General features: G+C 37.9%; 16 protein-coding genes. All 16 read left to right on the top strand.

Features of this window, described 5'->3' with window-relative positions:
* Positions 1 to 3 precede the first annotated feature (3 nt).
* Genes BUB56_RS03130 through BUB56_RS03055 form a run of 16 tightly spaced genes read left to right on the top strand, consistent with a single transcriptional unit; the run spans position 4 to position 13,741 of the window.
* Entirely contained in the window at positions 4 to 1,350 is a 1,347-nt protein-coding gene (locus tag BUB56_RS03130; protein WP_110939926.1) for a flagellar hook protein FlgE, read from the top strand.
* A 59-nt stretch (positions 1,351 to 1,409) separates the two neighbouring features.
* Entirely contained in the window at positions 1,410 to 1,631 is a 222-nt protein-coding gene (locus BUB56_RS03125; protein WP_110939925.1) for a flagellar FlbD family protein, read from the top strand.
* Positions 1,632 to 1,634: 3 nt separating this feature from the next.
* Entirely contained in the window at positions 1,635 to 2,423 is a 789-nt protein-coding gene (locus BUB56_RS03120; RefSeq protein WP_110939924.1) for a flagellar motor protein, read from the top strand.
* Complete coding sequence (locus BUB56_RS03115; RefSeq protein WP_110939923.1) at positions 2,424 to 3,164, top strand: flagellar motor protein MotB; 741 nt, start codon at positions 2,424 to 2,426, stop codon at positions 3,162 to 3,164.
* A 23-nt stretch (positions 3,165 to 3,187) separates the two neighbouring features.
* Complete coding sequence (locus tag BUB56_RS03110; RefSeq protein ID WP_110939922.1) at positions 3,188 to 3,604, top strand: flagellar basal body-associated FliL family protein; 417 nt, start codon at positions 3,188 to 3,190, stop codon at positions 3,602 to 3,604.
* Between the two features lie 15 nt (positions 3,605 to 3,619).
* Positions 3,620 to 4,606 carry a flagellar motor switch protein FliM gene (gene fliM, locus BUB56_RS03105; protein ID WP_110939921.1) on the top strand — a complete coding sequence of 329 codons (987 nt, stop codon included), beginning with the start codon at positions 3,620 to 3,622 and terminating at the stop codon, positions 4,604 to 4,606.
* Position 4,607: 1 nt separating this feature from the next.
* On the top strand, positions 4,608 to 5,777 hold the full coding sequence (gene fliY, locus BUB56_RS03100) for a flagellar motor switch phosphatase FliY (protein WP_110939920.1): 1,170 nt from the start codon (positions 4,608 to 4,610) through the stop codon (positions 5,775 to 5,777).
* A gap of 14 nt (positions 5,778 to 5,791) precedes the next feature.
* Entirely contained in the window at positions 5,792 to 6,154 is a 363-nt protein-coding gene (locus tag BUB56_RS03095; RefSeq protein ID WP_110939919.1) for a response regulator, read from the top strand.
* A gap of 20 nt (positions 6,155 to 6,174) precedes the next feature.
* On the top strand, positions 6,175 to 6,699 hold the full coding sequence (locus BUB56_RS03090; protein ID WP_110939918.1) for a flagellar biosynthetic protein FliO: 525 nt from the start codon (positions 6,175 to 6,177) through the stop codon (positions 6,697 to 6,699).
* Positions 6,699 to 7,469 carry a flagellar type III secretion system pore protein FliP gene (gene fliP, locus BUB56_RS03085; protein WP_207650386.1) on the top strand — a complete coding sequence of 257 codons (771 nt, stop codon included), beginning with the start codon at positions 6,699 to 6,701 and terminating at the stop codon, positions 7,467 to 7,469. Before BUB56_RS03090 ends, fliP begins: the two co-directional genes overlap by 1 nt.
* 11 nt (positions 7,470 to 7,480) lie before the next feature.
* Positions 7,481 to 7,750 carry a flagellar biosynthesis protein FliQ gene (gene fliQ, locus BUB56_RS03080; RefSeq protein ID WP_110939916.1) on the top strand — a complete coding sequence of 90 codons (270 nt, stop codon included), beginning with the start codon at positions 7,481 to 7,483 and terminating at the stop codon, positions 7,748 to 7,750.
* A gap of 22 nt (positions 7,751 to 7,772) precedes the next feature.
* A complete protein-coding gene (gene fliR, locus BUB56_RS03075) occupies positions 7,773 to 8,558 on the top strand; it encodes a flagellar biosynthetic protein FliR (RefSeq protein WP_110939915.1) in 786 nt (261 codons plus the stop codon).
* A gap of 4 nt (positions 8,559 to 8,562) precedes the next feature.
* A complete protein-coding gene (gene flhB, locus BUB56_RS03070; protein WP_110939914.1) occupies positions 8,563 to 9,651 on the top strand; it encodes a flagellar biosynthesis protein FlhB in 1,089 nt (362 codons plus the stop codon).
* Positions 9,652 to 9,662: 11 nt separating this feature from the next.
* Entirely contained in the window at positions 9,663 to 11,690 is a 2,028-nt protein-coding gene (flhA, locus tag BUB56_RS03065; RefSeq protein WP_110939913.1) for a flagellar biosynthesis protein FlhA, read from the top strand.
* Between the two features lies 1 nt (position 11,691).
* The gene (gene flhF, locus BUB56_RS03060) at positions 11,692 to 12,831 is read left to right on the top strand and encodes a flagellar biosynthesis protein FlhF (RefSeq protein WP_110939912.1); all 1,140 of its coding nucleotides are present in this window, start codon (positions 11,692 to 11,694) and stop codon (positions 12,829 to 12,831) included.
* On the top strand, positions 12,824 to 13,741 hold the full coding sequence (locus tag BUB56_RS03055; RefSeq protein ID WP_110939911.1) for a MinD/ParA family protein: 918 nt from the start codon (positions 12,824 to 12,826) through the stop codon (positions 13,739 to 13,741). The genes flhF and BUB56_RS03055 overlap by 8 nt, the downstream gene beginning before the upstream one ends.
* Positions 13,742 to 13,772 lie beyond the last annotated feature (31 nt).

The raw sequence follows: 13,772 nt of genomic DNA, 5'->3' as shown, positions 1-13,772 counted from the left end.
AAAATGATGCGATCAATGTACTCCGGAGTTTCAGGACTTCGAGTTCACCAGACGAAAATGGATGTAATCGGTAACAACATTGCCAATGTTAATACCGTTGGATTTAAAGGAAGCAAGGTTACCTTCCAAGAAGTTTTCAGTCAGACAATCCGAGGAGCAGGATCTCCGCAAGGGGGACGAGGCGGTACCAATCCACAGCAAATAGGACTTGGCGTAAATGTAGCGAGCATTAATGTTATACATACTAAGGGTGCTACAATGACTACAAATGTACCTACGGATGTCATGATCGATGGCAGCGGTTTCTTTGTGGTAACCAATGATGTAAACTTCCAAAATAAGTTTTATACCAGAGCCGGCAGTTTCGTTGAGGATAAATTAGGATTTATCGTAGACCCAAATGGTTTCAAGGTATTAGGCTATAATGAAAATAACGAAGTTCGGCCGGTACAGATCAACAGATCAGCAACGGTAGTAGGAACGGCAACCGGTGATAGAGAGATAAATGCAGATACTCCGCCAAATCCAGCATTAAATAAATCTGGAATTCAGATTAAAGGCAATATCAATTTTGGTGATGATACTTATGATGCTACAAAAGATAATTATAGTACAACAGTTGACGTCTTCGACAGTCTTGGCAGAGTACATACCATTAGAGTGGACTTTAAAGATCGTATAGACGGGGCAGGAGTATCCTATAGAAAACTTACATTTAACGGAGCAGATGCAGACCCGGCTGACGTCTATGTAAAATTTGATGCCAGCGGAAATTATATTGGACTTTTTGAAGGTTCTGTGGCAGCTGATGGAACTTTTTCAGAAACGGGATCAGTGGTAGGTAAATTAACTATTGCAAATATTCCTGGGGCTAATGATATTTCTTTTACGATTAACGATAGTGTATTTATGGACGACAACGGTAAACCATTATTAACACATTTCTCTGGAGCTTCTGATGCTAAAGGAGTATCCTTAACTGGAAACAGTGCAGGGGTATTGGACAACTGGAGCATCTCTTCAAAAGGTGAGGTAATCGGTAACTTTACCAATGGTGAACGAAAAATACTGGCCACACTGATGTTGGCAGACTTTGATAACCCCTCTGGGATGCAGAAAATCGGAAACAATCTGTTTATTGAAACACCAAACTCGGGAACTGCCAAATATGGGACACCGGCATCTGGAAGTTTAGGAGCATTAAATCCTGGCGCTTTGGAAATGTCGAATGTAGACTTATCTCAAGAATTTACGGACATGATTACAACCCAAAGAGGTTTCCAGGCCAATTCCAGGATTATTACAACGACCGATGAGATGCTGCAGGAACTGGTTAATTTAAAACGATAATAATTTGAATTTGTTCTATTCCGGGCGATAAGCCCGGAATAGATTAAAGGGTGGATGATATGATCCGGGTTACAAGATTAGGTGGAGAGCAATATGTGATCAACAGTGAACTGATAGAAACATTGGAGGCCACTCCAGATACAGTAATTCGATTGACAACAGGTAAAAACGTAGTTGTTAAAGAGAGTATTGACGAAATTATCGACAAAATCATACAATATAAGCAAAAAGTTTTTTCACAATCAATTATTTTAAACAAGGATTCTGGAAATGGGGTGTAGCGATTGGATTTAGCAACAATCATAGGTATCGTAGTTGGTTTGGGATTTATAATTGGTGGAATTATGCTAAATGGAAGTATATCTTCTTTTTGGGACACTCCTTCTATTGTTATTGTTTTAGGAGGAACGATTGCTGCTACTTTGGTAGCTTTCCCGCTAAAAAAAGTTACTCAAGCTTTCACTGTAGCCCGAAAGGCATTTTCATCAAAGGAAATGGCACCTGGTGATACCATAAGCAAAATTATTGAGCTTGCAAATACTGCTAGACGAGAAGGCTTACTGGCACTTGAAGAAGCTTGTGAAAATATTGATGACGAATTTCTTCAGAAGGGCTCTATGTTGATTGTGGATGGTACGGACCCAGAGCTGGTTAGAAACATCCTGGAAACTGAATTGGCATTTCTTGAGGAAAGACATTCGGAAGGAAAAAATATATTTGAAACCATGGGTTCTTTATCGCCTGCTTTTGGTATGATCGGAACACTAATCGGACTGGTGAACATGCTTCAAAAACTAGATGATCCTAAATCGATCGGACCTAGTATGGCTGTTGCGCTGATTACAACTTTTTACGGATCCGTTTTAGCTAACCTCATATTTATCCCAATGGCTGCGAAGTTAAAAACTAGAAGCAAAGAAGAAATACTAATTAAAGAAATTATGGTAGAAGGCCTTTTATCGATTCAAGCTGGTGAAAATCCAAGGATAATCGAAGAAAAACTAAAAGCTTTCTTGCCGCCAAAGGTTAGAAAAGGGCTTCAAAATGGAAAAGGAGAGGGTGTTGAAGCATAGATGAAAAGAAAAAGAGCAGGAGATGAAGCAAAGTCAGGTGCACCGGAGTGGATGACCACATACGGCGACTTAGTAACCTTATTGCTGTGTTTCTTTGTTTTACTTTTTGCCTTCTCCTCCATCGATGCACAGAAATTTAGTGCCATTATGCAGTCTTTTCAAGGTTCTTTAGGGGTCTTACAGGGTGGAAAAAACATTGAAGTAGATCCTTTGCCAGAACAAGAAACGTCTATAAATCAACTGGAGGAACAGGAAGATTTTAGAAAGCTTAAGGAAATGTTAGAAGCATATTTAGAAGCAAATAACATGGCCAATGAAATCATGGTGGATTTGGAAGCTAGAGGATTACTCCTTCGATTTAAAGATAATGTACTTTTTGACTCGGGAAAAGCGGATATTAAACCGGATGCAAAGACAACACTGAGGTTTCTTGCCGATTTACTGAAGCAAGAGGAGTTCAATCAGAAATATATTCGGGTTGAGGGTCATACAGATTCAGATCCTATCGTACATATTCAGAGATATCCTACCAACTGGGAGCTATCTGTATCAAGAGCATCTAATGTTGTTAGGGTTCTAATTGAAGAAGCTGGTTTAAAACCTGACAGGCTTTCTGCATCGGGATATAGTCAATATCATCCCGTTGCACCGAACGACACTGCTGAAAATAAATCTAAGAATAGAAGAGTGGATATCGTAATTCTCCGTTCGGAGTTTGTTCAATCTGAACCATATCACTAGAATTTTTAAAGGGGCGAAAAAGAATGACTGTGAAAAAAGTTATTTTGTTTAGCATCATCGGTTTTGTCGTCACCGCAGCTGTATTTGGGAGTGTCTTTTATCTAACAACCAAGAAGAATCCTGAGCAAGCGGCTAAGGAAGTAAAAACCTATAATTATTCTGTTGGAGAGCTTTACGCGAATATAAAGGATAGCAGAAGGATACTGAAGGCCAATATTAATTTTGAAATTACAGATGAAAAGTTAACAGAAAAACTGGAAGCTAAAAAGCCTAAAATACGAAATGATATTTTAGAACTCATAAGAAGTACGGAAGAGAATCAATTAACCGGTGATAAGGGACAACAAATGCTGAGAACTGAGATTCTAAAGTCTGTAAAACAAATGATGGCTACGGAGAAAATTACAAATGTATATTTTGTTGAATTTATTATCCAATAGGAGGAGGTGACGTAATTGTCCGATGTATTATCGCAAAATGAAATAGACGCCCTACTGCAGGCACTCAGTACTGGAGAAGTAGACGTACGGGAAATTGAAGAAGAAAACAAGGAAAAGAAAATAAAAAAATATGATTTTCGCCGGCCCGATAAATTCGCAAAGGATCAATTACGAACCCTTCAGGTAATCCATGAGAATTTTTCCAGATTGCTAAATACGTATCTTTCAGGATACCTGCGAAGCTTAGTGCAAATCGATGTTTTTACGGTGGAACAATTGACATATTATGAGTTTAGCAATTCCATTTCAAACCCGGCAGTTTTAGGTATTGTAGATTTTTCTCCACTGCCAGGCCAAATCATTATTGATATTACTCCGGATATTGCCTATACGCTAATTGACAGAATTCTTGGAGGAAATGGCAAGCCCATTGAAGAAGCAAGGAATTTTACTGAAATAGAGATAACGCTATTAAAGAAGCTTATCAAACAAATGATTCGATTGCTTCGGGAACCTTGGGAAAATGTACTGGATATCGAACCAAAACTGGAGAAGATTGAAACAAATTCACAATTTGCTCAGATTATATCACCAAATGAAACCATTGCACTCATAACACTAAATATTAAAATAGGAGAGGTAGAGGGAATGATCAATCTATGCATTCCTCATCTCGTTATCGAATCCATATTGCCACAACTAAGTACAAAGTTCTGGTTTACCAGTGTTAAAAGAGAAGTATCTGATGAGGACCAGATGGTTGTCAAAAGCAGATTAGAAAAGAGTTATGTGCCGATTCGTGCTGTTATCGGGTCTACACACATTACTGTGAGCGACTTTATTGATTTAAGAATTGGAGATGTTATTCAACTGGATACATTAGTAAATAGTGACGTGAAAATATACGTAAACCAACAGCTAAAATACTACGGCAAGCCGGGTATTAGAAAGAAAAAGGTTGCAGTGAAAATTTCCAGCATTGAACGGAAAGGGGATGAATAAAATGGGAGACATGTTATCACAAGAAGAAATAGATGCTCTACTTAAAGGCACCGCAAGTACTTCCAGCGCAGGCAGCAATCAAGCAATAACAAAAGAGGATCTAGATGAAAATGAAAAAGATGCCCTTGGAGAAATTGGAAATATCAGCATGGGAACTTCAGCTACAACTCTTTTTACATTACTTGGCCAAAAAGTAACCATTACCACACCACGGGTTTCAGTAATGACCATCGGAGAATTGAAAGAGGAGTATCCCATTCCTTTTGTAGCTGTTGAAGTTTCATATAAAGAAGGGCTGGAAGGCGTCAATCTTTTGATCCTAAAAGAAGATGATGTAAAAATAATTACAGACCTAATGATGGGCGGCGATGGCAGGAACTTCACTGGTGAGCTGACAGAATTGCATTTAAGTGCCATTAGTGAAGCGATGAATCAAATGGTAGGTTCTGCCTCCACTTCACTATCAGAGATGTTCCATACAAAAATTGATATTAACCCACCAGCAGCCTTTGCCATGAATTTTTCTGCCAATTCAATTGACATAGAATCACTTATGCCTGATGATAGAGTAGTAAAGATAGCTTTTAAAATGGTGATTGGAGACATTATTGACAGTGAAATTATGCAGCTGTTACCTGTCCCATTTGCAAAGAATATGGTTAGGCACCTTTTCCAGAGCAGTCATACAACCTATACTAACAGTTATGAGGATGTGGTTGATGCGAAATCTGTGATAGAATCAAAGGGAATGATGGAAGATAGAAGAGAACGGGTACAACCGCAATCTCAGGCACCAGCACCAGGCTATGGAGAGCATGTTGCCTATAGTGAGCCTGCTTACCGGAGAGAGCCTGTAAATGTTCAGCCTGTTCAATTCCAGTCTTTTGATGAGCATGAACTGCGCAGTGAAAGAGAAAACATCAGCCTTATCAAGGATGTTCCACTGGAAGTAACCGTCGAGTTAGGCAGAACCTCTAAAAAAATCAGTGAAATATTAGAGTTTGCTCCAGGTACAGTAATAGAATTGGACAAACTGGTAGGAGAGCCCTTAGATCTGTTGGTAAATGGCCAATATGTGGCGAAGGGTGAGGTTGTAGTAATTGATGAAAACTATGGAATTCGGGTAACTGATATCATTAATCCAGCTAAGAAAATAAACAAGGTAAAGTAAAGGGAGGAACAACAATGTCAAAAAGAATCTTAATAGTTGATGATGCTGCTTTCATGAGAATGATGATTAAGGATGTACTAACAAAAAATGGTTTTGAGGTAATTGGAGAGGCAGAAAATGGATTAAAAGCCATAGAGAAATATAAGGAACTTGGACCGAATCTAGTGATTATGGATATAACAATGCCGGAAGTAGACGGGATTCAAGCAGTGAAAGAAATTAAAAAAATGGATCCGAATGCAAAAATTGTAATGTGCTCTGCCATGGGGCAACAGGCTATGGTTATTGAAGCAATACAAGCAGGAGCAAGAGACTTCATTGTAAAGCCTTTTCAAGCCGATCGTGTAATTGAAGCAGTACGAAAAGTGCTGGGTTAACGGAAGGAGAAAAAAACTGAATGATTCTTTCATATCTTGTCCCTGCTGCGACGATGATGCAGGAGGGAACAGGCAACACAGCTTTTTTATTTATCAAATTAATATCCTACAGCTTCATTTTTTTAATCATTCTTGCAGCAGCATATCTTACGACACGCTATGTAGGAAAAAAAAGTGCGACTGTTATAGGTGGCAGAAACATTCAGATTATTGAAAAGGTCGTTTTAGGCTTAGATAAATCATTATTTATTGTAAAAGTAGGGAATCATTATTATTTACTTGCTGCAGGAAAGCAAAACATTGAACTGTTGACTGAGGTTAGCAAAGAAGAAATAAAACTGTCTCAAAGAGAAGCACAAGGAACGAACATTTTCCCTAACTTTGACAGTTACTTAAAGAAATTTGCCAAAAAGCAACCGGAAGATTTTCAGGATCATGAAATTTTGCCATATAATGCACAGGATAACTTGCAAAAAATATTTTCAGAATTTAAAATGAGAAACCAGGATGCAAATATGTTTTCAGATAAGGATGAACAAGAATGATGACAGGAAAACGCAGATTATGGCTAATAATGATTGGAACTCTTCTTCTATTTTTTGCTTTTTCCGCTACAATATCTTATGCAGAGCCTCCATTGCCAATTCCAAGGATAGGCCTGAATTTAGAAGAGGCCCAGAGTCCTCGAGAAGTAGCCAGCAGCATAGAGATACTGTTTATTCTTACAATTTTAGCTTTAGCCCCTTCTATTTTAATGATGATGACATGCTTTACCAGAATCATCATTGTTTTATCCTTCATCAGGAAAGCTATATCAACTCAAACAACCCCACCCAATCAGGTCTTAATTGGGCTTGCGTTGTTTTTAACTTTTTTTATCATGGCGCCTATAGGTGCAGAAATTAACAATACGGCAGTACAGCCATATCTACAGGAGCAGATTTCACAGGAAATTGCTTTAGAAAACGCAATGAAACCTGTAAGGAATTTTATGTTCAGGCAGACCCGTGAAAAAGATTTAGCCCTGTTTATTGACATATCAGGCAGTGAGAAACCTAAACAGCTGGAAGAAATACCATCGAAGGCACTCATTCCCGCTTTCATTATTAGTGAATTAAAGACTGGGTTTCAAATTGGCTTCGTATTGTTCATACCCTTTATTGTTATCGATATGGTGGTAGCCAGTACGCTGATGTCTATGGGTATGATGATGCTGCCGCCAGTAATGATCTCTTTACCTTTCAAAATTTTGCTTTTCATTATGGTAGATGGATGGAATTTGATTATTAAATCCTTGATAGAAGGATTTCGTTAGGGGTGTAACCTATGGCTGAAGGATTAGTTATTGAACTATTTCAACAGGCTATGCTAAATGTAATCATTTTATCAGCACCTATGCTTCTACTGGGGTTGATTGTGGGACTGGCAGTCAGTATTTTTCAAGCTACGACACAGATCCAAGAAGCAACCCTTGCCTTTGTGCCGAAAATATTAGCGGTTTTACTGGCATTTATTGTATTTGGGCCTTGGTTGCTTGCCACAGCTATTGATTATACTGAGGCCTTATTTTCAAATCTAAATCGCTTTATCCAATAGACAAAGATAGGACAGGGTAAACATGGAAGTAGTGAATTATTTACTTGATTATATTGGAATATTTTTGTTAGTTTTTGCAAGAGTTTTAGGAATTTTCGTTACAGCGCCTTTTTTTAACTATAATAGTATTCCTTTATATGTGAAAATGGGGCTTTCATTATTTTTAGCAGCTATCCTGCTGCCAACAGTTAACATTCCGGAAGCAATAGATCTGAGTCATTTTTATATGCTGTTATACATTTGCGCCAAAGAACTAATCACAGGTATGATAATAGGTTTTATTTGTTATCTTTTTCTGAGCTGTGTATATTTAGCGGGACATATCATTGATATGGAAATTGGATTTTCTATAGCCAGTGTAATTAACCCTCAGGATGATACAGAAATTCCAGTAATGGCTAATATGCTTTATTTTGTGGCGATGTTGGTGTTGTTATTGACAAACGGACATCATATTCTCATAAGGGGACTGGTGCAAAGCTTTGAAATGATCCCTTTAAATAGCCTAAATGTAAATATATTTATGATTGAGAAACTCATTGGTATATTGATTACTACCTTTGTTATTTCCTTTAAGATTGCTGCACCGATCCTTGCAGCTATCTTTATCACCAATGTATTGTTAGGTATTCTGGCTAGAACTATGCCGCAAATGAATGTTTTTGTAGTAGGGATGCCACTGAAAATATTTGTAGGACTCATCGTTATGGTGATGATTATACCCTTATATGTGGGCTTCTTTGAGTACGTATTTGATAATATGTACGAAAATCTTAAGGATTTTCTAAGCTTGGTTAACAGAGGATGATGGAATGACTCTTTTTCATATAGACCTGCAGCTTTTTACAGGAGAAAAAACAGAAAAAGCAACACCAAAACGTAAAAAAGAGGCTAGGGAAAAGGGACAGGTAATGCAGAGCAAAGAGATTAACTCGGCGCTCATCCTCTTATTTACCTTTCTGGCACTATTTTTACTTGGAAATTATACTTATCAGAATTTGCTGCTCTTTACCCATAATATGTTTTTAAATACTGTCAATACAGAAGATCTGTTTACAGTAAACGGTATTCATAAAATGTTTATGCTATTGGTAACGGTAACTGCAAAATTAGTCGTCCCTATCATGGGTGTAGCATTTTTAGTAGGTCTGATCTGTAGCTATATGCAGGTAGGTTTTTTATTCACAACAAAAACTTTGGGAATTAAGTTTGATAGAATCAATCCCATCAATGGATTCAAAAAGATTTTTTCCAAAAAATCCCTAGTAGAGTTTGTAAAGTCTCTGCTAAAAATTATCCTGGTTGGCTATGTTACCTTCAGCTATGCATTAAAACAGTCAAAAACAGTAATGAACATATTGGATATGAGCCTTGAAAGCATTATTGGATTTATTGGCTCTATAACAATCCAGGTAGCTTTTCGAGCTGCGATTGTGTTGATATTATTGGCCGTAATGGATTATTTCTTTCAAAAGTGGGAATATGAAAATGAACTAAAAATGTCAAAGCAGGAAGTAAAAGAAGAGTACAAGCAAATGGAAGGAGATCCTCAGGTAAAATCAAAAATTAAGGAAAAGCAGAGGCAGATCTCCATGCGTAGAATGATGCAGGATGTGCCAAAGGCAGATGTGATTATTACCAATCCAACCCACTATGCTGTTGCGTTGCGTTATGACAGCAATCTTGAAGCGGCACCTGTGCTTTTAGCCAAAGGCGTAGACTTGGTTGCCCAGAATATAAAGAAGGCAGCAAATGAACATGAAATACCTATTGTAGAGAATAAGTTGCTGGCGAGGACAATCTTTTATCAAGTAGATATAGGGGCAAGTATTCCTCCCGATCTTTATCAGGCAGTAGCCGAGGTTTTAGCCTATGTATATCAATTAAAAAACTCATATTAGGGGGAACATCCATGAAGTTTGGTGATATTGTTGTATCACTGGCAATCATTGCAGTCATAATGATTATTATCATACCGGTACCATTACCGGCTTTAGATATATTGCTAAGCTTAAATATATCTTTATCCTTGTTAATCCTTTTGATTTCCATATACAATAAGGAGCCGCTGCAGTTTGCGGTATTTCCTTCTATGCTCCTTTTGACCACACTTTATCGACTTTCCCTAAATATATCGACTACAAGATATATTTTATCTAAAGGGAATGCAGGAAACGTGATTCAGGCATTTGGTGATTTTGTAATTGGAGGCAATGCAGTAGTCGGTTTCATTGTCTTTTTAATTATCATCATTATTCAGTTCATGGTTATTACCAAGGGCGCGGAAAGAGTTTCAGAGGTTGCTGCACGATTTACACTGGATGCAATGCCCGGAAAGCAGATGGCCATCGACGCGGATTTGAATTCAGGCTTGATTAGTGAAAGCGATGCAAGGGAAAGAAGACTGCGTATTCAAAGGGAAGCAGATTTTTACGGATCTATGGATGGAGCCAGTAAGTTTGTTAAAGGAGATGCCATAGCGGGTATCATTATAACCATAATCAACATAACAGCAGGTTTTATTATAGGAATGACCGGCGGAGGATTAACACTTGCAGAAGCAATGAAAAAATATACACTTCTGACGGTAGGTGACGGTCTAGTCAGTCAAATTCCAGCATTATTAATCTCTACGGCTACGGGTATTGTTGTTACCCGTGCTGCCTCCGACTCCGATTTAGGTAATGATGTGATTCGTCAGCTGTTCAATCAACCTAAAATTATGTTTATTATCGCAGGGGTATTATTCTTATTAGGATTAACGCCACTGCCGAATACACCATATTTCTTGCTTTGCGCAATGTTTCTCGGGTTAGGGTTTGTGCTGCGCAAATCCTTAAAGGAGAATGAAATGCAAGAGAAAGAGATTGCTCAAGACGTGGAAGTCGAAGAAATTAGAAAGCCTGAGAATGTGATTCCACTGCTGCAGGTGGATCCTATTGAACTGGAGTTTGGTTACGGAATTATTCCCCTAGCGGATCCAAATCAGGGAGGAGATTTATTCGACCGACTGGTCATGATCCGAAGGCAGTGTGCGCTTGAACTGGGTGTGATCGTACCAATGATTAGATTACGGGATAACATTCAATTAGAGCCGAACCAATATATTATCAAGATCAAAGGCATTGAAGTTTCTGAGGGCAGTATTGTATTTGACCATTATTTAGCTATGAATCCCGGTAATGCTGAAGGAAATATTATCGGTATTGATACGGTAGAACCGGCCTTTGGACTGGCAGCCAAATGGATTACTGAGGAGGAACGGGAAAAGGCTGAGATTTTTGGCTATACAGTGGTGGATGCATCCTCAATTATCTCAACCCATTTGACAGAGATTATTAAAAAGCATGCTCATGAACTGCTGGGCAGACAAGAAGTCAAATCTCTTATTGATAACGTAAAAGAACATCATGGTGCACTTGTTGATGAATTGGTGCCTAAAATACTAGGCTTAGGTGATATTCAAAAAGTGCTTGCAAATTTATTGCGTGAAGGCATTTCTATACGGGATATGATTACAATATTGGAAACACTGGCAGACTATGGACCTATTACCCGTGATACTGATTTGTTGACGGAATATGTGAGGCAAGCACTGGCTAGAGCCATCACCAAACAGTTTATAAACAGCAAAAAAGCAAAAGTGATTACCCTGGACGGGGAGCTGGAACAAATGATTATGGAATCTATTCAACAATCAGAACATGGTTCCTATTTAAGTATTGATCCAGTGACCACTCAATCTATTTTGAATAATTTAGCCCAGCAAGTACAGAAGCTGATGTCTATTGGAGAACAACCAATTATTCTTACTTCTCCAATTGTAAGATTCTACTTCAAGAGATTAACTGAGCAGTTGAGTTCAGAATTGATTGTACTGTCTTATAATGAAATTGATTCAAAGGTAGAGGTTCAATCCATAGGAACGGTGGGAGCATAGAATGAAGGTAAAAAGATATATCGGTAATGATCCTCAAGAAACAATGCTTAAGATTAAATCTGAGCTTGGTTCAAATGCTGTCATATTGCACTCCCGCAAAATAAAAAAGCCTGGTTTTTTTGGGTTTATGAAGAAGCCCCTTATTGAGATGGTAGCTGCCATCGAGGAAAACAAGGAAAAACCTGAAAGAGATATCCAAAAAGGGAAGCTGACAGCAATCGTATCTAATCCTCCTCATCAGGAGGGTAGTAAAATTGATTTATTGCAAAACCAGATAGGAAATATTGAAAACCTGCTCAATAACGTGTTGGATAAGATTGGCTATAATCAGGATGACAAAGGCAATCATCAAGAAGCACTATATAAAAAATACCATGATCTTTTGGTTGTCAATGATGTTGATCCGCAAATCGCAGATAAACTATTGACGATTGTAAGAAAACAGGTGAGTTTTACTGAGGACAATGAGGAAGCTATTCTGAGAACCATAAGGATTGCTGTACGCGAGTATTTAGAATCCCCAGAGACGATTGGTGATAACTTTGAAAAGAAAAGAATTATTGTATTTGTAGGTCCTACTGGTGTTGGCAAGACAACAACTCTGGCGAAACTGGCTGCTAAGCTTTCAATTACGAAGGGAAAACGGGTAGGGGTTATAACTTCGGATACTTATAGAATTGCAGCAGTAGAGCAGCTGAAAATTTACAGTGAGATTTTGAGCATTCCAATCCGAATTGTTTACGAACCTAATGAGATTAATGAAGCTATCGAGGCTTTTTCAGATCGAGATGTTATTCTAATTGATACCGCAGGCAGAAATCATAAAAATGAGGAACAGTTAGAAGAAATTAAAACATTGATAAAGCATATCATTGATCCAGAAATATATCTGGTTATGAGTGCAACTACAGGTAACCGTGATATCACAAACATCATTAAATCTTATCAGTTTATAGAAAACTATAGAATTATTTTTACAAAGCTGGACGAGGCGGTTACTATAGGTAATGTTCTAAATGCAAAAATTAAAACAGGGAAAAAGCTATCCTATGTAACAACAGGACAAAGTGTTCCAGATGATCTAGAAATTGCCCAGCCAGATAAACTAGCCAATATGATTGTAGGTGAATTCCATGAATGACCAGGCGCAGCGCTTAAGAGATATGATCAATACTATGAAAAAGCAAAGAATTTATGAAAGTAATAAGGATGAGAAAATAGAAGCGGAAACAATGGAAGAAGGACATGCGAGAGTAATCACCATTACCAGCGGAAAAGGCGGTGTTGGGAAGACCAATTTTACAATTAATTTAGGACTTGCATTGAGAAAGCTTGGATATCGTGTAACTATCTTAGATGCAGATTTGGGATTGGCAAATATTGATGTAATAGTAGGAATGATTCCTAAATATACATTAGCTCATGTTATACGGAATGAAAAAAGTATCGAAGAAGTAATTGTAGAGGGGCCAGAAGGAATAAAAATTGTTTCCGGAGGCTCTGGGCTCAGCGAACTTGTTAATTTATCAGAAGAGCAGTTATCAAACCTGGTGTATAGCCTTAAGGTATTAGGAAAATCAGCAGATTTTTTGTTGATAGATACAGGAGCAGGGATTAATCACTCCGTAATGTCCTTTGTACATGCTACTAATGAAATTGTATTAGTAACAACACCAGAGCCTACTTCTATTACAGATGCTTATGCCATGATTAAAAACATTGTTTCCCACGATAAGGACAAGAAGATTCGATTACTGATTAATCGCATTGAGAACAATCAAGAGGGTGCAGCTATATTTGAAAAGCTTAATACTGCATCACAGCGGTTTTTGAATGTATCTTTGGAAAAACTGGGGTATCTGTATGATGATATCATCGTATCAAAAAGTGTTAAATCACAAGTCCCCTTTATTTGCAATTATCCCAATAGTTTGGTGAGTCAAGGTGTGCTCGCTATAGCTTCAAGGATAACAAATGAATCTAGCAATGAGATCTATCAGGTAGGCAGCTTTAAAAGATTTATGAACAAGCTGTTTCATGGATATAGATAAGCTGAAAGGACCTAAACAGTAATTCATCATG

This window comes from Geosporobacter subterraneus DSM 17957 (assembly GCF_900142145.1).
In the GTDB taxonomy this organism is placed as follows: domain Bacteria; phylum Bacillota; class Clostridia; order Peptostreptococcales; family Thermotaleaceae; genus Geosporobacter; species Geosporobacter subterraneus.
Note: the sequence above shows the minus strand (reverse complement) of the source record. Positions and strands in the feature narration are given on the sequence as shown.